This window comes from Azoarcus olearius (assembly GCF_001682385.1).
Taxonomy (GTDB): Bacteria; Pseudomonadota; Gammaproteobacteria; order Burkholderiales; family Rhodocyclaceae; genus Azoarcus; species Azoarcus olearius.
The window spans coordinates 1,338,446-1,359,783 of record NZ_CP016210.1 but is presented as its reverse complement, the minus strand read 5'-3'; the positions used below and the strand labels follow the sequence as shown (position 1 = coordinate 1,359,783).

The window sequence follows — 21,338 nt, the reverse complement described above, 5'->3', positions numbered from 1 at the left end:
AGACTCGCGCTGTGTGCCGCTTGCCGGCTCGATCCGCCTACCCAGGAGACGCCCTTGGGCCGACTCACCACCCATGTTCTCGACACCGCCACCGGCCGCCCCGGCGCGGGCATCGCCGTGCGCGTGTTCCGGCTCGACGGCGAGCGCCGCGAAGTCGCGCGTGCCGTCACAAACCACGACGGCCGCTGCGATGCGCCGCTGCTCGATGGCGCCGCGTTCGAAGCCGGCCGCTACGAGATCGTGTTCGCCGCCGGCGACTACTTCCGCGCCAGCGGCCAGGTGCTGCCGGAACCGCCTTTCGTCGACGAGGTGGTGCTGCGCTTCGGCATCGCCTCGCCCGAACAGCACTACCACGTGCCGTTGCTGGTGTCGCCGTGGAGCTATTCCACCTACCGCGGCAGCTGAACCGCTTTCCCCCGCACGATGATCGAAACCTATCTTCTCGACTGGGCCAACCTGCTGCTGCGCTGGCTCCACCTCATCACCGGCATCGCCTGGATCGGCGCGTCCTTCTACTTCGTGATGCTGGACACCTCGCTGAAGCCGCCGAAGAAGGCGGAGGACGCCAGACGCGGCGTGTTCGGCGAACTGTGGGCGGTGCACGGCGGCGGCTTCTACTGCAGCCAGAAATTCCTCACCGGCCCCAAGGGCGAACCGCTCTCCGACGACCTCCACTGGTCGAAATGGGAGGCCTACACCACCTGGATGTCCGGCTTCGCGCTGCTGGTGGTGATCTACTGGATCGGCGCGTCGACCTACCTGATCGACAGCCAGGTGCTGGCGCTGACCCCGGCCGCCGCGATCGGCATCTCGATCGCCGTGCTGGTGGCCGGCTGGGTGGTGTACGACCTGCTGTGCCGCACGCTCATCGGCCGCGACCGCCTGCTCGCGGCGCTGGTGTTCGTCTTCGTGATGGCGATGAACTGGGCGCTGCACCAGGTGTTCTCCGCGCGCGGCGCCTACATCCACGTTGGCGCGATGCTCGGCACGATGATGGTCGCCAACGTGTTCTTCCACATCATCCCGGGCCAGAAGCGCATGGTCGAACAGATCCGCGCCGGCCAGGACGTGGACGCCCGCCCCGGCATCGTCGGCAAGCAGCGCTCGGTGCACAACACCTACTTCACCCTGCCGGTGCTGTTCATCATGATCAGCAACCACTACCCGATGACCTATGCCAACAAGCACGGCTGGCTGGTGCTGGCCGTGCTGATGGTGGCCGGCGTGCTGATCCGCCAGTTCTTCGTGCTGCGCCACCGCGGCCAGCTGAAGTGGTGGCTGCCCGCCAGCGGTGCCGCGCTGATCGCCGCGCTGGTGGTGGCGATGGCGCCCCGGCCCGCGGACGCGGGCGCCGCCCCGGTGAGCTTCGCCGCGGTCAAAGCGGTGATCGACAGCCGCTGCGTCGCCTGCCACGCCGCCCAGCCCAGCTGGGAAGGTTTCGCCCAGCCACCCAAGGGCGTGACCCTGCAATCGGCCGAGCAGATCGGCCAGCACGCCGCCAAGATCGCCGAGACGGTGAGCAACGGCTACATGCCGCTCGGCGACCTCACCCACATCACCGCCGACGAGCGCGCGCTGATCGCCACCTGGGCCGCCCAGGGCGCGCGCCTTGCCGACTGATTTCCTCCACCGCGCCGCCACGCCAGCGATACCACCATGAGCACCCTCCCCACCCCCGGAACCACAGTCGCGGCACTGTCGGCGCTGCCCCGCGCCGACTTCGTCGCCGCGCTCGGCGGCATCTTCGAACACTCGCCCTGGGTTGCCGAGCGCGCCTGGGCCGCACGGCCCTTCGCCACCGCCGACGCGCTGCATGCGGCGATGGTGGCCGCGGTGGATGGCGCGGCGCGCGACGAGCAGCTCGCGCTGATCCGCGCCCACCCGGAACTCGCCGGCAAGGAAGCGGCCGCGGGCACGCTTACCGCGGCCTCTACCGGCGAGCAGCGCGGCGCCGGGCTGGACCAGTGCAGCGCGGCGGAACTGCAACGGCTGCGCGAACTCAACGCCGCCTACCGGGCACGCTTCGGTTTTCCGTTCGTGATCGCGGTGAAGGGCCTCGGCCGCGAACAGATCATCGCCGCGCTGGCACAGCGCCTGACCCACGACTCCGACGCCGAATTCCGCACCTGCCTCGCTGAAATCGGCAAAATCGCGCGCTTCCGCCTCGACGCGCTGCTAGCCTGAGCCCTCGCCGGAGTCCGACGATGACCGCCCCTTCCGCCCCTTCCACCCCGTACCCGCGCGACCTGATCGGCTACGGTCGCAACCCGCCCCACGCCAACTGGCCGGGGCGCGCCCGCATCGCGGTGCAGTTCGTGCTGAACTACGAGGAAGGCGGCGAGAACAGCGTGCTGCACGGCGACCCCGGCAGCGAGCAGTTCCTGTCGGAGCTGTTCAACCCGGCGAGCTACCCCGACCGCCACCTGTCGATGGAAGGCATCTACGAGTACGGCTCGCGCGTCGGCGTATGGCGCTTCCTGCGCGAATTCGAACGCCGCGGCCTGCCGCTGACCGTGTTCGGCGTGGCGATGGCGCTCGAACGCCACCCGGAACTCACCGCCGCCTTCCGCGAACTCGGCCACGAGATCGCCTGCCACGGCTGGCGCTGGATCCACTACCAGAACACGCCGGAAGAAATCGAGCGCGAACACATGCGCATCGGCATGGAGATCATCGAACGCCTCACCGGCGAGCGCGCGCTGGGCTGGTACACCGGCCGCGATTCGCCCAACACGCGCCGGCTGGTGGCCGACTACGGCGGCTTCCTGTACGACTCGGACTATTACGGCGACGACCTGCCGTTCTGGACCGAGGTGCAGAAGACCGACGGCACCACCGTGCCCCACCTGATCGTGCCCTACACGCTCGACACCAACGACATGCGCTTCGCGCTGCCGCAGGGCTTCTCGCACGGCGACCCGTTCTTCCAATACCTGCGCGACGCCTTCGACGTACTCTATGCCGAAGGCGACGAACGCCCCGCGATGCTGAGCATCGGCATGCACTGCCGCCTGCTCGGCCGCCCGGGCCGCTTTCGCGCCCTGCAGCGTTTCCTGGATCATGTGGAAAAGCATGACCGGGTGTGGGTATGCCGCCGCGTGGACATCGCGCGGCACTGGATTGAAGAACACCCGTATGGGCGAAAGGCGTAATGGGTGGGGCGGCTCGAGCTTGGGTCGGGCGGGCTCCACGGTTTTGTCTTTCCCCTTTCGGGGGTAACGCCACGGGTTTCGGTACCCAGCGCTCGCTGCCTGTCGAAGGGCGGATGCAGTGGCCCGCTGGAGTGCTCCTCCGCGGCGCAACGGGGCAGGAGATGGTTTTCGTTCCTCCCCCTTCAAGGGGGAGGGTAGGAGGGGGATGGGGTTTTGGCACCGCGCGGCCCCGACCCCATCCCCACCCCAGCCCTCCCCTTGAAGGGGAGGGAGTACCTGCGCTCCCACTCGCCGCGTATGAAGGCCCAACAACACAAGTACAGATTGCCGCACTGACACATCGGAACCACCAGGAAAACAGCACATGGCCAGCATCCCCGGCACCCCCGTCTTCGCTCCCCCCGCCGACCTGCCCGAGTGGGCGCGGCGCTCGGTCGACCTTGCCAGCGTCCGCCTCGGCGCGAAGGCGCTCTACGCCTCCGACGACTTCTTCGCCCCGGTCGAGCGCATGCTCGACCCCGCGCCGGCGCAATTCGTGCCCGGCAAGTACGACGCCAACGGCAAATGGATGGACGGCTGGGAGTCGCGCCGCAAGCGCGTGGCCGGGCATGACTGGGCGCTGGTCAAGCTCGGCGTGCGCGGCGTCATCCGCGGCTTCGACGTGGATACCAGCCACTTCACCGGCAACTACCCGCCGGCGGTCTCGATCGAGGCCTGCGTGTCCGTCAGCGACGATGTCGAGGCGCTGAAGGCGGCGGCATGGACCGAAATCCTGCCCGCGACCCCCCTCGGCCCGAACAGCCACCACCTGCTGGAATGCGCGAGCACCGCGGCCTGGACCCACCTGCGCGTCAACATCTACCCGGACGGCGGCATCGCCCGCCTGCGGGTGTATGGCCGCCCGCTCGGTGCGCTGGCAAACGTGCCGGCGGATGCAACGGTCGATCTGGTGGCGATGGAGAACGGCGGCCGCGCGGTGTCGTGGAACGACGCCAGCTTCGGCTCCTCCGCCTCCGCGCTGCTGCTGCCCGGGCGCGGGCTGGACATGGGCGACGGCTGGGAGACGCGCCGCCGGCGCGAACCCGGCAACGACTGGTGCGTGCTGGAACTCGGCACGCCCGGCATCATCGAGCGCGTGGAGGTGGACACCGCGTTCTACAAGGGCAACTACCCGGACCGCTGCTCCCTCCAGGCCGCCTTCGTCAGCGGCGGCACCGACCGCTCGATCACCACCCAGAGCATGTTCTGGGCGACGCTGCTGCCCGAGCACAAGCTGGAGATGGACGCCGTCCATAGCTTCACCGCACTGGCCCCGCTCGGCCCGGTCACCCATGTGCGCTTCAACATCTTCCCCGACGGTGGCGTCTCGCGCCTGCGCCTGTGGGGCAAGGTCGCGCCGCGCTGATGCCGCCCCGCCCCGCCATGTCCGACACCGCCCGCGCGCTCGCCGTCGAACCCCTCAGCCGCGCCGCCTTTGCCCCGTTCGGCGACGTGATCGAGGCGAGCGACGCGGTGCGCCACTTCACCATCAACGCCGGCAACACCGAGCGCTACCACGACCTCGCGCAGGTGGAACCGGGGCCGGAGGGGCGCGCCATCCTCTCCATCTTCCGCGGCCAGCCGCGCGCGCTGCCGTTTGCGGTGACGATGATGGAGCGCCACCCGCTGGCCTCGCAGGCCTTCATCCCGATGTCCGGCAAGCCCTACTTGGTGGTGGTGGCACCCGCCGGGGCGGCGCCCGCGGTGGCGGACCTGCGCGTGTTCCTCGCGCGCGGCGACCAGGGCGTCAACTACGCGCCGGGCGTGTGGCACCACCCGCTGCTCGCGCTCGACACCGTGTGCGATTTTCTGGTGGTGGATCGCGCGGGGCCGGGGCACAACTGCGACGAAGTGGCGGTGGCGCCGCCGGGGCTGATCCTGTCGGTCTGAGCGTTTTGCGCCGGGACGGGGCGGGCGCACCGAAGCCCGCCCGGAAGCCCCGCTCGCGCGCGGTGGCGCGGGCGCGACGTTCCAGCCGCCGGCGGGCTCAGGCAAGCCGCCAGCGGATGTAGAACAGCAGCCCCACCACCAGCGCGCCCAACACCGCCGACAAGCACTTCCAGAACAGCACCGGATCGCGCTCCACCAGCGGCGTGCGCTGCGCGCGCTGGAAGCGCGCGCCGGGCGTGCGCAGGTCGTGCACGAACTCCGACACCGCCTCCTGCCGCTTGGCCGGCGCCACCTGCAGCGCCTTGGCGAGCACGCCGTCCAGCCACGCGGGCAGGTCCGGCCGGTGGTGGCGCAGCGGCACGTAGCGCAGGTTGCGCAGGTCCTGTTGGGTGCGCACCCGCGTCACGCTCAGCCCGTAGGGCAGCTGGCCGCACAGCATCTGGTAGGTGATCGCCGCCAGCGAGAAGAGGTCCGCCGCGGCGCTGGCCGGCTGGCCGAGCAGGCATTCCGGCGCCATGTACTGCAGCGTGCCGGGCGGCGCGCCCTGCTCCGCCCCGCCGCGGCCTTCGGCAAGGCCGGCGACGTGCACATTGGCGAGGTCGATCAGTTTGACCGTGCCGTCGCGGTCGATCATCACGTTTTCGGGACGCAGGTCGCGATGCAGCATGTCGCGGCCGTGCAGCGCCTGCACGCCCTGGGCGAGTTGCTCGACGATGGCGCGCACCGCTTCCAGCGCCGGCGCGGGGTGGTCGGTCATCCACTGCGCCAGCGTCTGGCCTTCGATGTACTCCATCGCCACGTAGAGATGCCGGCGGCGGCGTTCGCCCGGCCAGGCCTTGATTACGTGCGGGCTGTCGACCCGGCGCGCCACCCATTCCTCCAGCACGAAGCTGTCGAGATAGGCGGCGTCGCCGCGCAGATCGACCGAGGGCGCCTTCAGCACCACCGGCCGCCCGCTGTCCTTGTCAGTGGCCAGCAGCACGTGGCTGCGCGCGCTCACCTGCAGCTCGCGCACGATGGTGAAGCCTTCGAACTCGCTGCGCGGGGTCAGCGCCGGCGGCAGCGCCAGGCCCTCCCGGCGCAGCTGCGCCTGCGGCGCGTCGTCCTGCGGCAGTTCGTCGATGCGCAGCAGTTGCAGCGTGGCGTCGTCGTCGCTGCCGGCCGCGCGCGCCTGCGCCACCAGCGCCGCGGCGGCCGCATCGAGGTCGTCGGCATGGTGGGCGATGGCCCGGTGGATGGCCGCGGCGTCGAGCTGAGCGTAGGCGCCGTCGGTGGCGAGCACGTAAATCTCGCCCGCCTCCGCTTCCCAGCTGCGGTAGTCGATCTCGACGTGCGGACCGGTGCCGAGCGCGCGGGCGAGATAGCTTTCGACCGAGGAATGGCGGACGCGGTGGTCTTCGGTGAGCTGTTCGAGCGACTGCGGATGCAGCCGGTAGATGCGCGAGTCGCCGACGTGCAGCAGATGGAGGTCGCGGCCCTTCAGCACCAGCGCGCTGAAGGTGCAGACGTAGCCGCGGTCCTTGTCGAAGCGGCCCTCGCCGCGCTGGGTCTGGCCGTGCAGCCAGGCGTTGGTGGCGCCGAGCACGCGCTGCGCCGCGCGGCGAACGGTCCACGCCTCGGAGGTGGCGTAGTAGTCCTCAAGGAAGGAACCGACCGCGGTCTGGCTGGCGAGGTGGCTGACGCTGCTGGAGCTGATGCCGTCCGCCAGCGCCAGCGCGATGCCCTTGGCGGCGAGCAGATGCCCGCCCGGCAGCACCGCGCCATGGAAATCCTGGTTGGTGTCGTGCGCGCCGGCCAGCGAGTGCTGGCCGACGGACACACGGAGCGACTTCCGCATCGTTTGCGGTTGCCGGCGCCGCTTATGCGACCTTGCGCTTGGGCGCGGTCTTGTAGTGGGTGGAGTACAGCGTGGCGCCGACGAAGGTGAGGCCGCCCACGAGGTTGCCGAGCACGGTCGGGATCTCGTTCCAGATCAGGTAGTCCATGAAGGTGAACTGGCCGCCCAGCATCAGGCCCGAGGGGAACAGGTACATGTTGACGATGCTGTGCTCGAAGCCCATGTAGAAGAACACCAGGATGGGCATCCACATCGCGATGACCTTGCCGGACACGCTGGTGGACATCATCGCGGCGACCACGCCGGTGGAGACCATCCAGTTGCACATCACCGCGCGCACGAACAGCGTGAGCATGCCGGCCGCGCCGTGGGCGGCGTAACCGACCGTGCGGCCTTCGCCGATGTGGCCGATCTTCTGGCCGATGGCGTTGGGCGCTTCGGAGAAGCCGTTGGTGAAGATGATGGCCATGAACACCGCCACGGTGAGCGCGCCGGCGAAGTTGCCGGTGAACACCAGCGACCAGTTGCGCATCACGCCGCTCCAGGTGGCGCCGGGGCGGCGGTCCAGCACCGCCAGCGGTGCCAGCGTGAACACGCCGGTGAGCAGGTCGAAGCCGAGCAGGTAGAGCATGCAGAAGCCGACCGGGAACAGCAGCGCACCGATCAGCGGGTTACCGGTATTCACCGTGATCGACACCGCGAAGGCCGCCGCCAGCGCCAGGATGGCGCCGGCCATGTAGGCGCGGATGAGGGTGTCGCGGGTGGACATCAGCAGTTTGGATTCGCCGGCATCGATCATCTTGGTGACGAATTCGGCAGGAGCCAGGTAGGCCATGTTGTCGTTTTCCTGAATGCGTTGAACGAGGTCAGCCGAGCGCGACGAGCACGTCGTCGCCGCTGATCTGCACGCGGTGCGCGCGCACCGAGTGCTCCGGCGCTTCCAGGCATGCCCCGGTGCGCAGGTCGAAGTGGTTCTTGTAGATCGGCGAGGCCACCACGATGTGCTCGCCGAGGTTGCCGATCAGCCCGCGCGACAGCACGCTGACGCCAGAGCGCGGGTCGATGTTGTCGATGGCGTAGAAGTTGTCCTTGCCGAGGCGGAACACCGCCACGTGCCGCTCATCGACCAGCGCGCACACGCCGGTGCCGGGGAGGATGTCGCCGACCTTGCAGACGGCGGTCCAGTTGAGGGTTTCGGTAGTCATGTTGGCTATTCCTGTTCGGGCTCAGACGGCGAGCGGATCGGCGGTGGCGGCGTCGCGCTCTTCGGCGCGGGCCGGGCGGATCTGGCCGCGCTCCTTGACGAAGACGATGCGCTTGTCGGCCTGCGGGTCATTGACGAAGGTGCGGAAGCGCTTGCGCACGTCCGGATCGGTCACCGCGGTCTTCCATTCGCACTGGTAGGTGTCGACCACGTGCTGCATCTGCGCTTCCAGCTCGGCGCACAGGCCGAGGCTGTCGGCGATCAGCACGTCCTTCAGGTAATCCAGCCCGCCTTCCAGGTTTTCGCGCCAGGTGCTGGTGCGCTGCAGGCGGTCGGCGGTGCGCACGTAGAACATCAGGAAGCGGTCGATCAGGCGGATCAGCGCGGCCTTGTCGAGGTCGGAGGCGATCAGCTCGGCGTGGCGCGGCTTCATGCCGCCGTTGCCGCACACATAGAGGTTCCAGCCGCGCTCGGTGGCGATGATGCCGACGTCCTTGCCCTGGGCCTCGGCGCACTCGCGGGTGCAGCCGGACACGCCGAACTTGATCTTGTGCGGCGCGCGCAGGCCCTTGTAGCGGTTCTCCAGCTCCACCGCGAGACCCACCGAATCATCCACGCCGTAGCGGCACCAGGTGCTGCCGACGCAGCTCTTCACCGTGCGCAGCGCCTTGCCGTAGGCGTGGCCGGACTCGAAGCCGGCGGCGATCAGCTCTTCCCAGATCGCCGGCAACTGCTCGACGCGCGCGCCGAACAGGTCGACGCGCTGGCCGCCGGTGACCTTGGTGTAGAGGCCGTACTTCTTCGCCACCTGGCCGACGGCGATCAGGCCGTCCGGCGTCACCTCGCCGCCCGGCATGCGCGGCACCACCGAGTAGGTGCCGTCCTTCTGGATGTTGCCGAGGAAGTAGTCGTTGCTGTCCTGCAGGCTGGCGAGTTCGCCCTGCAGCACGAAGTCGTTCCAGCACGAGGCGAAGATCGACGCCGCAGTCGGCTTGCAGATGTCGCAGCCGTGGCCCTGCCCGTGGCGCGCCAGCAGGTCCTCGAAAGACTTGATGCCGCCGACGCGCACCAGGTGGAACAGCTCCTGGCGGGAATACGGGAAGTGCTCGCACAGGTGGTTGTTCACCGCCATGCCGCGCTTGGCCATTTCGGCCTTCATGATCTGCGTCACCAGCGGCACACAGCCGCCGCAGGTAGCGCCGGCCTTGGTGCACGACTTGATCTCGCCGATGCTGGTGGCGCCCTCGCCCACCGCCGCGCAGATCTGGCCCTTGCTGACGTTGTTGCACGAACAGATCTGCGCGCTGTCGGGCAGCGCATCCGGGCCCAGGCCGGGCTTGGCCTTGCCGTCGCTGGAGGGCAGGATCAGGAATTCCGGTTCGGCCGGCGGCGCGATGCCGTTCAGCGCCATCTGCAGCAGCGTGCCGTATTCGTCGGCATTGCCCACCAGCACCGCGCCGAGCAGGCGCTTGCCGTCCTCGCTGACGACGATCTTCTTGTAGACCTGCTTCACCTCGTCGCTGTAGCGGAAGCTGCGGCAGCCCGCCGTCTTGCCGTGGGCGTCGCCGATGCTGGCCACATCCACGCCCATCAGCTTGAGCTTGGTGCTCATGTCGGCGCCGGCAAAGGCCGCCTTGGTCTCGCCAGCCAGATGGCGGGCAACGAGGCGCGCCATGTCGTAGCCGGGGGCGACGAGGCCGAAGGTCTGGTCGCGCCACGCGGCGCATTCGCCGATCGCATAGATGTCCGGGTCGCTGGTGCGGCAGTGGTCGTCCACCGCGATGCCGCCGCGCGCGCCCACCGCCAGCGCGTTCTGCCGCGCCAGCTCGTCGCGCGGGCGGATCCCGGCGGAGAACACGATCATGTCGGTTTCGAGATGGCTGCCGTCGGCAAACACCATGCGGTGGCGCGCGGTCATGCCGTCGGTGATCTCGGTGGTGTTGCGGCTGGTATGCACCTGCACGCCGAGTTGTTCGATCTTCTCGCGCAGGATGCGGCCGCCGTCGTCGTCCACCTGCACCGCCATCAGCCGCGGCGCGAATTCGACCACATGGGTTTCCAGCCCGAGGTCGCGCAGCGCCTTGGCGCATTCAAGACCAAGCAGCCCGCCGCCCACCACCACGCCCTTGCGCGAAATCGCCCCGGCGGCCTTCATCGCCTCCAGGTCTTCGATGGTGCGGTAAACAAAGCACTGCTCGCGGTCGTTGCCCTTGACCGGCGGCACGAAAGGATAGGAGCCGGTCGCGAGGACCAGCTTGTCGTAGGACAGGGTCACGCCGTCCTGGGTGGTGACGGTCTTGGCGCGGCGGTCGATGGCCGCGGCGCGGCTATTCAAGCGCAGCGCGAAGCCGGTGTCGTCGAAGAAGCCCGGCGCCACCAGCGACAGGTCTTCGGCGGTCTTGCCGGAAAAGAATTCGGAGAGATGCACGCGGTCGTAGGCGGTGCGCGGTTCTTCGCACAGCACGGTGACTTCGGCACCCGGAATCTGCAGCTGCTGGAGTTCCTCGAGGAACTTGTGGCCCACCATGCCGTGGCCGACGAGAACGATCTTCATGCGCGGTATCACTCATTAGGCCCCGGGGAGGCTCGCGATACCTGTGCGCTTGGGGAATTAACCCCGCACATGCATGAAGGCCTCCGCAGAACGCGGTTCGATGTAGGTTCGAATGGCCGGAGAGCAACGATACGAATCGCACCTTCCGGACCCCACCGTCGTCGGCGGAGGCTTGCCCGCTAGCGTCTTTGCCAGCGGACGAGGAAGGTAGAGCAGGTTCCGTACCAGCCGATGGATGGCGCGGAATCCCAGTGTTTTCGGGGGATGAGGGCATTTGCGGCGAGGCGATGATGCACCGCAGCAGTGCATGGGTCACCAGAGTGGTGCCCGGCGGCCGGTTGAAGTTGGGGCAGCCGCCGCGCCCCATAATCGGGTGGAGCCGCGGGAAACAACGCCCTATGAGCCCGCCACGACCTCACCTGCGGCGGCCGCCCGCCACTCACGGCGACACGGCCCCGGATGTCTCCTAGAAGGCACCGACGGCGGTTCGAAACAGACGGAGCGCAGACCGAAGCGCCACAGCTCCGGAGGCCGAAAGCAGCCAGCCCAGCGCGCCGCAATTCACGATGACAGTCACCCAGAAGGTGACCTGAAACGACACCTTGGACGACTTGTGCCGCAGCAAGCCTTGCGCAGCCAAAGCGCCCGGCCAACCGCCGACAAGCGCAAAGAAATGCAAGGTGCTCTCCTGCGTACGCCAACGCCCCTTCACCGCAGCCCACTTGTCCAACGCATAGGCCACAAACGCAACGACGCTGGCACCGAGGTACACCACAAGGACCAGCGCGGGAACGCGCCCGGAATTCACCGCATACGCCAGAACGCCCAGAAAGGACGCCGCAACGAGGAGCGGCAGAAGGCGCCGGGGGCGAAACGATGAGGTGCGCCGCCGGTCGAGAAACGCCACCTCGCCTGCCTGGGCACGCCCCTGAGCGTCGGCTCTGAGCTCGTAGGTCACCCTGTCATCCACTTCCGGACGACCGCGCCGGTTGGCGAACGCACTGATATGGACGAAGACCTTCTCCCCACCGGCAGCCGGGGTGATAAAGCCGAAACCCTTGTCATCTTTCCAGCTGCTGATGTGACCTTGATGGCGCATGGTGGTTGAAAGCGGTGAATTTGGAGTGACGGTGAGACGAAATGGTACGCCGCCTAAGCGCAAACGATCCCGGGCATGACGGCCCGCGCACCTGGGCCACCGAGGTGCAGCGCCGCACCAATCACAACAAGGCCGCCTGCGCGCTGGCCAACAAGCTTGTCGGCATCTGCTACGCGGTCCTGCACGACCAAGCCACCTACGGCAATCCACAGCCTCGGCCCTAAAAGAAGCTCGAACGCACCGTCTTCGCCATCGCCGCCTGATCGATTCACCCTCACTCCCCACCCTTGCGCCGAGACTGACAACTCATCATGACCAAACCGGGTCACACCCACGCGACAGAACGCCGATAAGGCTTCCGGCTCTCCAGCAGCCGCTTGTACCGATTGGCGCTTCGTGGGCAGATTCCATGTCGGCACGGGCCATTCAGAACCCACCACAGATGCCGGATATACGACTGCAGGCGACTCATCCCGGAAAGTCAGAAACACGGTCAGTCTTGATTTACGGGGGAGTCCATATACGAGGGGTTAGGCGTCAACGCGTTCCACCTCGCCGGTAGGGAGCATTACGTAGACGCGCTTCGCGCGAAACCCTGCGGCGTTAAGTGCGCTGCTGATGCGTTCGAGTTGCTCTTCGTGTCGCCTCTCGAAGCCTTTAAAAGGCGGACACGCGCTTACGTTGAAGACCACTGTTGCATCCGAGTAATCCTTGACAGACTTCTTCAGCGCCGTGCGCTCGATGATCGGTATGAGGTCTTCAAGGTCGTCGCCGGGGTCTCCGACGCGAAGCCCGCCGATGCAGTGCTTCGCCAGTTCACGGCCTGTCTCAGCGATTGCGCGCCCATCCACAGGGTTGGCGATCTCTACTCGCTCAAAGATGTGTCCCCTCTCATCGTGGATCTCGGCGTCGTAGCCTTGATTGCCAAGAATGGGACACACCTTGTAGTCGCACGGGTACACAGCGACCGCGAACTTGGACAGCGGTACGACCTCATCGAAAAACTCCTTCAGGTGGCCGGTGCGAAGATGGCCGGCTCTCCGTAGTTCAGCGTCAGTCTTGGCGCGTTCCCGGACGGACTCAACGAAGGCAAGGAGCTCAGTCGGGGTCCGCGGCACTTGGATTTCTTGGATTGAGAGCGGCATGATGGTCGGAATTTGACGCCTAGCGCCCTAGTTAACCGGCGCCGGAGCGCGAAGCGCGGAGGGTACCAATACAGGCCATGAAAATGCCGAAGGCATGGACTGTATTGGCGTCCGCGTTGAACGCCCAGTTAGGCTGGGGCGCGAAGTAGAGGGCGTTGAGAACACTCAGTTCCTCAAGCTATCTGCACATTACTTGCGGTTGCTGGGATGAATGCGGGCATCGAGGATGTTCATAATCTGCTCGCGGCTCAGTGGATACCGTGGCTTTCCGAGCTTTTCCCATGCGTCGATCATCCTGTTGTACATGTCCGTTGTAGGCATGTGGGAGTTGCGAGCGGTTTTGCCAATGGTCTCAGAGTAGTTGCCGTTCGTACTTAGCGCTTGAGCGAAGTGCAGTAGCTCCGCTTCATTGTTGCCATCGAAGCCTGGGAAGGTGACGAGATGGGATTCGATGCCGCTTTTGTCAGAGAGGCTCTGATAGCTGTCTCTTAGGTCGCTGTAGATGCCCAGGATGTTTAGAACATGTTCGACCTGTGACTCTGGCAGGTTCTCAGAGATGGTTGTGGCGTGTTGCTCATACAACCACTTATGCCCGTCACGGAGGTTTCGCGCCATTTGGGCGTATGAGTCATCTTGCTTGAGCAGGCTAAGAATTTCGTATTGATTGGCCAATAGCAGGCGTTCTGCGTCTGTGAGTGCGATCTTTGTCAATTGGGTTCTCCTTGATGAAATGGTTCGTGCTGCAAATAGCGTGCGTTTATGGAAGGCCTAACGTGAAGGTGAGGGGCGACGGGCCAGCCCCGCCGGCACGGCGTCCCAGTGGCGTAGCCGCGCCTCGACCGTAGTGTTAGAGGTCGCGGCGTTTAGCATAGAGACCTGCGCTTACCAGCCCGCCGAGCGGTGAAAGGGAAAACCATAGCGAGTTGCTAGCGTGTGTGACGAGAAACCATAGCCCGCCAAGAGCAAGGCCAAGAAGCGCGCCGACAGCCGCAGCGAAACGCGGACCAACTGCCCAAACGCGCTGGAGATATGCGCCACGAGCGTAGAGCGCAACCGAGGCGAATGCGAATGCCCGTTGGGTACTGGACGAGAGTTTGTAAGTGCCATGTGGCGTAGGACTTGGGGCCTGACACCGTGGGCATGAGCTGTAGAAACCAAGGCGGGGTAAGCCAAAGAGGAGCGGAGAGCCATACAGCTTGCCCTTTGGGGTCGTCAATCGTGGCCGCGTAGGCTACTGCTGCTATGCAGTGGCCGAAGTAAAGGAGGACAAGAGCAAGCCCGAGGCGATTACGCACAACGATCTCTAACGACGGAGTTCAGCGGCAAACCGACAGCGAAGCTGGAGGTTTGCCGCTGGAACGGATTGTTAGCCGGCAGAGAACCCACCAAGCATCTCTTTAATTTCATTAATAGCCTCGCGGTCTTTGGCTTCCCAAGCCTTGAGCATGGCCTTCTCCAGAACTTGTTTGGCTTGTTCTTCGTTGCCGTCATCAAGTAACTGTGACGCCAACCCGATTTGTTTAGTATGGACAGGTTCTGCCGGGAAGTTCTCACATTGCTGGATTGCGAATAGGTATAAATCCGCTGCTTCCTTTGAGTTTTCAGTGAAATCGGCAAGCGTTTCGATAACAAATGGATCCGGATTGCCTGATTGGCATTGTTCTTCGTAAATATCTTTGAGTCGCTTGATCAGTTTTTGCTCAGCCGCCCAATCCTCTTCTTCCACAGCAGTAACTATCTTGGTGGAGATATCAAGGATTAATGAGTAGAGAGGCTCAGGAACTCGACGCATAAGCCGGCTAACGTTGTAGGTAAAGGGCGCTGCGCGGTGCTATATCGCGCAGCGTCCAGCGACCGAAGGGAGCGGCTTTGACCGCAATGTTAGGCTTGGCCATTGTGCTCACTTTCGGAAGCGGATTTAGTGGAGCCGCCGAGCAATAGCAGCATGAGGCCCGCAGGAAATGCAGGAAGCCCAACGAAGAGCATGCCTAAAGCGCCTTTGGTTGCCGGAAATTCCATGTGACTGAACGCCACAATGCCACCCAAGACAACGGACAAGCCGCCAAATGCAAGGCACCAGTTGGTAACTGAGTGACGAGTTTTTGCCCTTTCCGGCCCGTGGAACAAGCCAAGTAGGAGTAGGCCGACGGGTAGGCCAAGACCAATTAAGCCGAAATATTCTCCGAGGCTCATTTCTACATGCCTAATGTGGAAGTGAGGGGCAGCCGGACTGAAGCGGAGGGAACCACAAGCGCAGCTTGTGGCTGTCCCGCTCGACTGCAAAGTTAGAAGTATCAGGCGGGCAACGCATATGAGACCTTTGTGCCCGCAACTGTGATTAGCCCTTGCTCTTTAAGCTCATTCAGTAACGACTGAAGCTCCTGCTCGGGGAGTTGTTTTTGAAACATTGAGCTGATGGTGCTGGTGAGCGTCTTAACGGCCCGAGGCTTTGATGCACCTCTGCGCTTGAGGTCAGCAACGATCACAGCAATTTTCTCGCTCGGTGATTTTGAGTTTGAAGCTTTCACGATGGGGATGTCGGTCACATCCTTGGAGCGACAAGCAAATATCTTCCTGGTCTTAAGATGCGTGATCAGCGGGTCAAAGCCCGTATCCTTTGACACGATGTGGAAGTAAGCGTCGGGCTCTTTACTTGCCAAGGCTCCGATGTAGTACGCAACGTGAAAATCGAGAGCATTTGAACCATTGCCTGAAATCTTGATGTACTCAGCCCGCTCTCCCATTTGCTGAAGAACAGATGCAACCTCGAAGGTGACTTTGGCTTGATTGGCCCCGACAAAGACGACGACTTTGAAATGCTCCTTGTTGAGCACGGCCATCGCTTCTGGCTGCACGTTCTCGTAATCGATGAGTACGTAGTTTGTTCGCAAGTTGCCCCCGGATTTATGAGACTTCTAACGTGGAGGTAAGCGGACTGCCGCGACGGGCTGCAGAGAAAAAGCCAAGGCGGGTGTTCGGCATATCCGCTTGACCGCAGGGCTAGGGGTCATAGGCTGGAGAAATAGGCTCTGTTTTTTATAGCTGCTGGCTCAAGCGTTTTGAGTAAAGCGGAAGCGCTTTTCTTGAAAGGCAACCAACACGGATGACTCATGGCTTCTTGATTCGCAGACACTGAGGTTGCTCCAGCAAGCACCGATTTAGGGATGCTGTTGAGAGTGGCAAGGAAGCTTTGAATCTCTTGTTTTTGATCTTCACTCAGATAGCTGCAGGAGCTAGTGATCGCCGCGTTGCCATCTGTGTTCAGATCAGAGACGAATTCCCAGGCGACGTTGTAATTGCCCCATGCATTGCATAGCTCGACGGGTTCCATAGTCATGACTTCGAGCCACTGCAAAAAGTTGTGCAGACTGTATTCGAAGCTTTCTTCAGGAGTGATTACGTCGGCCATGCCGCACTGACCCCTAACGGCCAGCGTAACCGGCGCCCAACGGAGCGCAGCGCAGTTGGGCGTCCAAGTTGACGCTGTTGTTAGCGCTTCTTCTCATATCTCACCCGCGCCGGCTTGTAAGAAATCTTGCCGACCCAATCACGAACCACCTTCACCCTCATTACGAGCGGACCTGCCTCCAACTTCACACGCTCCCAATCGTGTTTGAGCAGAAGAGCTATTCGTTCCGCGAACTCCTCAGCACGCTCAAGCTCCTTTCCCTCCTCGGGCAGAGAAATACAGCTGATGATCGCGCCATCATCTTTATCTTCTGGGTTCAGTATCGCCATAAACTCTACCCGAAGCTTATCCAGCGATTCTTTGTCACGGGAAATTATGGCGTCGTGTACGGTAAGCGACTTTCCTCTGACCTTCTCACGCCAAGATCGGCGGTCTTGCGTGATGTTCTCGATGCCAATCTTTCGCTGCGCGGTCCAGGCGGCAACGAACCCAGCTACGATTGCTGCAATTACTGTTGAAGTAAGGATCACGTCCACCGCTACTTTCTCCCGCTAACGTGTTGTAGACATCAAACGTGACGTGTATTCCACTTCATGACGTATAAAACTCCGCGCCAGTCACGCAGAAAACCCGTCATAACAAGGCTTTGGCGTTGACCATGAGATACAGTCAAAAAATAAAAAAATGACAAACCCGTCAGAAAAGTAACACGGAATGACGGGGGCGTAGCTCACCCCGGCGGCTCCAGCGTGCAATCCTCCACAGCCGCGATGCCCGACCGTCGCCTTCCCCCTGACGCGACCAAAAGGGCCCCGCGCCTTTTCACGGCCGCTTAGCCAAGGATCATTGGGGTTGGACTCGTCGGAAAGTTAGTGGCAATACGCCCTTCGACAGGCTCAGAGTGAATGGGGCGGGGTAATTGTTCGGGTCGGACTGGGCCGCGTTTTCGATTGCTGGGTCAGTGAAGCGGGCAGCGGAAACCTCACCCTTCCGCTTCCGCCCCCGACTGCCGCGCCCTCGCCCGGTTTTCCCTTTCCTCCTGGCGCGCCCGCGCCTTCATGCTTTCGTGCACGAATTCGATATGCCCCTGCACGGCCCTTGCAGCCGCTACAGGATCGGCATCGCGAATGGCTTCCCAAACGGCGCGGTGCTGTTCGCGCAGGTGGGCCCAGTCGTCTTCGCTGCGGCGCAGGTGGCGCAGGTTACGGTCGATGTGGTCGTTGATGACTTTCAGCAGGCTGGCGGTGAGGTGGCCGATCATCACGTTGTGGGCGGCTTCGGCGATGGTCTGGTGGAAGGCGAGGTCGGCCTTGACCTGCTGTTCCAGCACCGCGGGCGAGGTGCCCTGGTCGAATAGTGCATCCACGCGGGCATAGGCCTCGCCGATGCGCTGCAGGTCGGCGGCGGTGGCGCGTTGGGCGGCAAGGATGGCGGCTTCCTTTTCGAGCATGCCGCGGAATTCCAGCAGGTCGTCCTGGATGTTGGGGTGCTGGCGCAGCATCTCGTGCCAGGGGTCGGTGAAGCCGGCTTCGAGCTGGTCGGTGACGTAGGTGCCGCCGCCTTGCCGGCTGTGCAGCAGGCCCTTGGAGACGAGTTTCTGGATGGCTTCGCGCAGCGACGGGCGGGAGACGCCGAGTTCCGCTGCCAGTTCGCGTTCCGGCTGCAGGCGGTCGCCGGGCTTGAGCACGCCGTCGAGGATGCGGCGTTCGAGTTCGTGGGCGATGGTGTCGGAAAGTCGCTGCACGACGAGTTTGCCGGTGGCCATGACGGGGCACCCCTGAATTGGTCTGACCAAAATTTTACTTTCGGCTTTGATGCGTCTCAAGGCAAAACACCGGGCGGGCTAGAGGTTTTCCCGGGGTTTGCCTACAAATCAAACACCTGAGTCTTGTAGAAGATTGACTTCGCTGCGCTTAGGACGTAGATTGCTTTCCACGGCATTAATTGGTCTTACCAATTTACCGAAAAGACTGAAACGAACAGTCAGCGTGACGCGACACGCACCGGGCACAGAGCCCGGACAGGAGGAGAGGTGAGTCATCCCGCAGCCGGTGCGCCCGCGCGCACCTACCCGCCCCGCCCGCAAGCGGTGTATTTCTACGGCACCTGTCTGGTGGACATGTTCGTCCCCGAGGCGGGCATGGACGCCATTGCACTGCTGGAGCGCGAAGGCATCCGCGTGATCTTCCCGGACAACCAGACCTGCTGCGGCCAGCCGGCCTTCACCAGCGGTTTTCCCGGCGAGGCGCGCCAGGTGGTGGCTTCGCAGCTCGATCTCTTTCCGGGCGACTACCCCATCGTGGTGCCGTCCGGCTCCTGTGGCGGCATGCTGCGCTGGCACTGGGAAAAGGCGGTGGGCGACGACCCGGCGCTGAAGGCGAAGGCCGCGGCGATCTCCGAACGCACCTTTGAATTCGCCGAATTCCTGCTCCACGTGGTCGGCTTTAACCGCCAGGACCAAGGCCCGGCCACCACGGTGACGCTGCACACCTCCTGTTCCGCCCGCCGCGAGATGGGTACACATCTGGTCGGCCGCGAACTGCTGGCGCGGTTGGGCAACGTCACCCTCGCCCACCACGACCACGAATCCGAATGCTGCGGCTTCGGCGGCACCTTCTCGCTCAAGCACCCGGACGTGTCCACCGCCATGGTCAGCGACAAGGTGGCGTCGCTGAAGGCGACCGGCGCCGCGCAGATGGTGACCGCCGACTGCGGCTGCATGCTCAACATCACCGGCCGCGCCGCGAAGGAAGACCAGGACGCCGGTCGCGCCAAGCCCTCGCTGCCGGGCGAGCATCTGGCGACTTTCCTGCTGCGCCGTACCGGAGGTAAGGCATGAGCGCCCGCGACCGCATCCTGGCCAAGCTGCGCGCCGCCCAACCGGCCCAGCCCAATGCCCTGCCCGATCCGGCCGAGCATTACGCCACCCGCGCACGCAACGAATCGAAGGCCGACCGCCTCGCGCGCTTTCGCACCGGCATCGAAGGCTTCCATGCCGAAGTGCACGTCAGCACCGCAGCGGATTGGCCTGACCTCCTGGCCAGCCTGTGCGCGCAAAAGCAGATCGGCACGCTGATGTACGGTGCCGACACGCCCGCCGGCGCCCGCTTGCACGCCACCGGCTTTGGCGCGACCGCGCTGCGCCCCTGGCAAGGCGAGTTCGAGCAACTGAAGGCCGACCTCTTCCACACGGTGGATGCCGGCTTCACCCAGACCCGCGGCGCCATTGCCGAAACCGGCAGCCTGATCGTGTGGGCCTCGGCCGCGGCGCCGCGCACGCTGTCGCTGGTGCCGCCGATCCACTTCGCGCTGCTGGACGCCAACCACATCCACCCCACCTTCTTCGACGCGCTGCGCGCCGAGAACTGGGCCGCCGGCCTGCCCACCAATGCGCTGCTGATCTCCGGCCCGTCGAAAACCGCCGACATCCAGCAGACGCTGGCCTACGGCGCCCACGGCCCCAAGGAACTGGTGGTGATCGTGATCAACGCCGAGGGAGACGCGCAATGAACGGCCAGACGCACACCACCGCCGGCCAGCCCATCGCCATCGTCTCCGCGCAGGCGCTGCGCGAGCGCATGCACGCGGCGGTGAATGACCCGCATCTGCGCCAGAGCTTCCGCGGCGCGATGGATTTCCTGATGGCCAAGCGTCTCGCCCAGTTTCCGGACGAATCCGAGCTGGTGTCGTTGCGCAGCCTGTCCGAGGCCATCCGCCAGTACAGCCTCTCCAAACTGCCCGATCTGCTCGAACAGCTCGAAGCCAACCTGACCCGCAACGGCGTGAAGGTGCATTGGGCGGAAACGCCCGAGGAAGCCAACGCGATCATGCTCGGCATCGCCCAGGCCCACCGGGCCCGGCTGATCGTCAAGGGCAAGTCGATGGTCAGCGAGGAGATCGAGTTCAACCACGCGATGGAAGCGGCCGGCGTCGGGGCGCTGGAGTCGGACATGGGCGAGTACATCGTCCAGCTCGCCGGCGAGAAACCCTCGCACATCATCATGCCGGCGATCCACCAGACCAAGCAGCAGATTGCGAAGCTGTTCGCCGAGAAGATTCCCGGTGTCGATTACACCGACAACGTCGATGCGCTGATCCAGATCGGACGCCGCGTGCTGCGCGAGAAGTTCGAGGTGGCCGACATCGGCCTCTCCGGCGTCAATTTCGCGGTCGCCGAAACCGGCACGCTGTGCCTGGTGGAAAACGAAGGCAACGGCCGCATGTGCACCACGGTGCCCAAGGTTCATATCGCCATCACCGGCATCGAGAAGGTGGTGGAAAAGCTGGAGCACGTCGCGCCGCTGTATTCCATCCTCACCCGCTCGGCCACCGGCCAGGCGGTGTCCACCTACTTCAACCTGATCTCCGGCCCGCGCCGCAGCGACGACCGCGACGGCCCCGAGGAAGTGCACCTGGTGCTGCTCGACAACGGCCGCAGCCAGGCGTATGCCGACGAGCAACTGCGCAAGACGCTGCAGTGCATCCGCTGCGGCGCCTGCATGAACCACTGCCCGGTCTACACCCGCATCGGCGGCCACGCCTACGGCACCACCTACCCCGGCCCCATCGGCAAGATCGTCTCGCCGCACATGATGGGCCTGGAGCAGACCCATCTGCTGCCCACCGCCTCCAGCCTGTGCGGTGCCTGTGGCGAGGTCTGCCCGGTGAAGATCCCGATTCCCGAACTGCTGATCCGCCTGCGCGGCGAAGCCAACAGCGCGCCCCACGCCCACCCGGCGATGGTCGGCCAGGGCGCCGCTTACGATCCGAAGATCAGCCTGCTGTGGCGCATTTGGGCGCGGGTGTATGGCCACCCCGCCGCCTACCGCGCCTTCAGCTGGCTGGCCACCCGCTTCCGTGCCCTCACCCCCCGCAAGCAAGGCGGCTGGACCGTGGCGCGCACGCCCCTGCAACCTGCACCGCGAAGGCTGAGGGACATGTTGAAAGAGCGACCTTGACGGTAAATCCCGCCCCGGCGCACGGATAAGCGCAGCGGTTTTCCCCCTCCC

At 64.7% G+C, this 21,338-nt stretch carries 23 protein-coding genes; 10 read left to right on the top strand and 13 right to left on the bottom strand.

Annotated elements, in window-relative coordinates:
- Positions 1 to 54 precede the first annotated feature (54 nt).
- The 6 genes from uraH to dqs_RS06350 all read left to right on the top strand — a co-directional run bounded on the left by uraH (position 55) and on the right by dqs_RS06350 (position 5,081).
- Complete coding sequence (gene uraH, locus dqs_RS06375; RefSeq protein ID WP_065339968.1) at positions 55 to 405, top strand: hydroxyisourate hydrolase; 351 nt, start codon at positions 55 to 57, stop codon at positions 403 to 405.
- A 21-nt stretch (positions 406 to 426) separates the two neighbouring features.
- Entirely contained in the window at positions 427 to 1,620 is a 1,194-nt protein-coding gene (locus dqs_RS06370; RefSeq protein WP_065341657.1) for a urate hydroxylase PuuD, read from the top strand.
- Between the two features lie 36 nt (positions 1,621 to 1,656).
- Entirely contained in the window at positions 1,657 to 2,184 is a 528-nt protein-coding gene (gene uraD / locus dqs_RS06365) for a 2-oxo-4-hydroxy-4-carboxy-5-ureidoimidazoline decarboxylase (RefSeq protein ID WP_065339967.1), read from the top strand.
- Positions 2,185 to 2,204: 20 nt separating this feature from the next.
- Positions 2,205 to 3,152 (top strand): allantoinase PuuE, encoded by a 948-nt coding sequence (gene puuE, locus dqs_RS06360; protein WP_065339966.1) that lies wholly within the window; start codon positions 2,205 to 2,207, stop codon positions 3,150 to 3,152.
- Between the two features lie 364 nt (positions 3,153 to 3,516).
- Positions 3,517 to 4,557, top strand: a complete 1,041-nt coding sequence (gene alc / locus dqs_RS06355; RefSeq protein WP_011764913.1) for an allantoicase — start codon at positions 3,517 to 3,519, stop codon at positions 4,555 to 4,557.
- A gap of 17 nt (positions 4,558 to 4,574) precedes the next feature.
- Positions 4,575 to 5,081: an ureidoglycolate lyase gene (locus dqs_RS06350; RefSeq protein ID WP_041643369.1), complete on the top strand. Its 507-nt coding sequence runs from the start codon at positions 4,575 to 4,577 to the stop codon at positions 5,079 to 5,081.
- A 97-nt stretch (positions 5,082 to 5,178) separates the two neighbouring features.
- On the opposite strand, the gene dqs_RS06345 is transcribed toward dqs_RS06350, so the two are convergent.
- The 5 genes from dqs_RS06345 to dqs_RS06325 form a co-directional block, all read right to left on the bottom strand.
- Positions 5,179 to 6,918 (bottom strand): bifunctional protein-serine/threonine kinase/phosphatase, encoded by a 1,740-nt coding sequence (locus tag dqs_RS06345; RefSeq protein WP_065339965.1) that lies wholly within the window; start codon positions 6,916 to 6,918, stop codon positions 5,179 to 5,181.
- A 22-nt stretch (positions 6,919 to 6,940) separates the two neighbouring features.
- Positions 6,941 to 7,753 (bottom strand): formate/nitrite transporter family protein, encoded by an 813-nt coding sequence (locus dqs_RS06340; protein WP_011764910.1) that lies wholly within the window; start codon positions 7,751 to 7,753, stop codon positions 6,941 to 6,943.
- A 31-nt stretch (positions 7,754 to 7,784) separates the two neighbouring features.
- Positions 7,785 to 8,123 carry a nitrite reductase small subunit NirD gene (nirD, locus tag dqs_RS06335; protein WP_011764909.1) on the bottom strand — a complete coding sequence of 113 codons (339 nt, stop codon included), beginning with the start codon at positions 8,121 to 8,123 and terminating at the stop codon, positions 7,785 to 7,787.
- 21 nt (positions 8,124 to 8,144) lie between these two features.
- Complete coding sequence (nirB, locus tag dqs_RS06330; RefSeq protein ID WP_065339964.1) at positions 8,145 to 10,676, bottom strand: nitrite reductase large subunit NirB; 2,532 nt, start codon at positions 10,674 to 10,676, stop codon at positions 8,145 to 8,147.
- A 466-nt stretch (positions 10,677 to 11,142) separates the two neighbouring features.
- Complete coding sequence (locus dqs_RS06325) at positions 11,143 to 11,775, bottom strand: DUF1294 domain-containing protein (RefSeq protein WP_065339963.1); 633 nt, start codon at positions 11,773 to 11,775, stop codon at positions 11,143 to 11,145.
- 41 nt (positions 11,776 to 11,816) lie between these two features.
- Between dqs_RS06325 and dqs_RS06320 the strand changes: the two genes are divergently transcribed.
- Positions 11,817 to 11,999 (top strand): hypothetical protein, encoded by a 183-nt coding sequence (locus dqs_RS06320; protein ID WP_065339962.1) that lies wholly within the window; start codon positions 11,817 to 11,819, stop codon positions 11,997 to 11,999.
- 306 nt (positions 12,000 to 12,305) lie between these two features.
- On the opposite strand, the gene dqs_RS06315 is transcribed toward dqs_RS06320, so the two are convergent.
- The 8 genes from dqs_RS06315 to dqs_RS06295 all read right to left on the bottom strand — a co-directional run bounded on the left by dqs_RS06315 (position 12,306) and on the right by dqs_RS06295 (position 18,094).
- Positions 12,306 to 12,920 (bottom strand): hypothetical protein, encoded by a 615-nt coding sequence (locus tag dqs_RS06315; RefSeq protein WP_065339961.1) that lies wholly within the window; start codon positions 12,918 to 12,920, stop codon positions 12,306 to 12,308.
- A gap of 189 nt (positions 12,921 to 13,109) precedes the next feature.
- Positions 13,110 to 13,631 (bottom strand): YfbU family protein, encoded by a 522-nt coding sequence (locus tag dqs_RS06310; RefSeq protein ID WP_065339960.1) that lies wholly within the window; start codon positions 13,629 to 13,631, stop codon positions 13,110 to 13,112.
- A gap of 655 nt (positions 13,632 to 14,286) precedes the next feature.
- Positions 14,287 to 14,646 (bottom strand): hypothetical protein, encoded by a 360-nt coding sequence (locus tag dqs_RS20685; RefSeq protein WP_157108153.1) that lies wholly within the window; start codon positions 14,644 to 14,646, stop codon positions 14,287 to 14,289.
- Between the two features lie 155 nt (positions 14,647 to 14,801).
- Positions 14,802 to 15,113, bottom strand: coding sequence for a hypothetical protein (locus dqs_RS20680; RefSeq protein ID WP_157108152.1), 312 nt, complete (start codon positions 15,111 to 15,113; stop codon positions 14,802 to 14,804).
- Between the two features lie 101 nt (positions 15,114 to 15,214).
- Positions 15,215 to 15,760, bottom strand: coding sequence for a PIN domain-containing protein (locus dqs_RS06305; protein WP_221405623.1), 546 nt, complete (start codon positions 15,758 to 15,760; stop codon positions 15,215 to 15,217).
- Between the two features lie 167 nt (positions 15,761 to 15,927).
- The gene (locus dqs_RS20675) at positions 15,928 to 16,329 is read right to left on the bottom strand and encodes a hypothetical protein (protein WP_157108151.1); all 402 of its coding nucleotides are present in this window, start codon (positions 16,327 to 16,329) and stop codon (positions 15,928 to 15,930) included.
- A gap of 80 nt (positions 16,330 to 16,409) precedes the next feature.
- Positions 16,410 to 16,865, bottom strand: a complete 456-nt coding sequence (locus dqs_RS06300; protein ID WP_065339958.1) for a hypothetical protein — start codon at positions 16,863 to 16,865, stop codon at positions 16,410 to 16,412.
- A gap of 446 nt (positions 16,866 to 17,311) precedes the next feature.
- The gene (locus dqs_RS06295; protein WP_011764903.1) at positions 17,312 to 18,094 is read right to left on the bottom strand and encodes an FCD domain-containing protein; all 783 of its coding nucleotides are present in this window, start codon (positions 18,092 to 18,094) and stop codon (positions 17,312 to 17,314) included.
- Between the two features lie 267 nt (positions 18,095 to 18,361).
- On the opposite strand from dqs_RS06295, the gene dqs_RS06290 reads away from it, so the two are divergent.
- From dqs_RS06290 to dqs_RS06280, 3 genes are read left to right on the top strand one after another with little or no spacing between them, the layout of a single operon-like run.
- Complete coding sequence (locus dqs_RS06290) at positions 18,362 to 19,168, top strand: (Fe-S)-binding protein (RefSeq protein ID WP_065339957.1); 807 nt, start codon at positions 18,362 to 18,364, stop codon at positions 19,166 to 19,168.
- Positions 19,165 to 19,839 (top strand): LutC/YkgG family protein, encoded by a 675-nt coding sequence (locus dqs_RS06285; RefSeq protein WP_065339956.1) that lies wholly within the window; start codon positions 19,165 to 19,167, stop codon positions 19,837 to 19,839. The genes dqs_RS06290 and dqs_RS06285 overlap by 4 nt, the downstream gene beginning before the upstream one ends.
- The gene (locus dqs_RS06280; RefSeq protein ID WP_065339955.1) at positions 19,836 to 21,287 is read left to right on the top strand and encodes a LutB/LldF family L-lactate oxidation iron-sulfur protein; all 1,452 of its coding nucleotides are present in this window, start codon (positions 19,836 to 19,838) and stop codon (positions 21,285 to 21,287) included. The genes dqs_RS06285 and dqs_RS06280 overlap by 4 nt, the downstream gene beginning before the upstream one ends.
- The last annotated feature ends 51 nt before the right edge of the window (positions 21,288 to 21,338 follow it).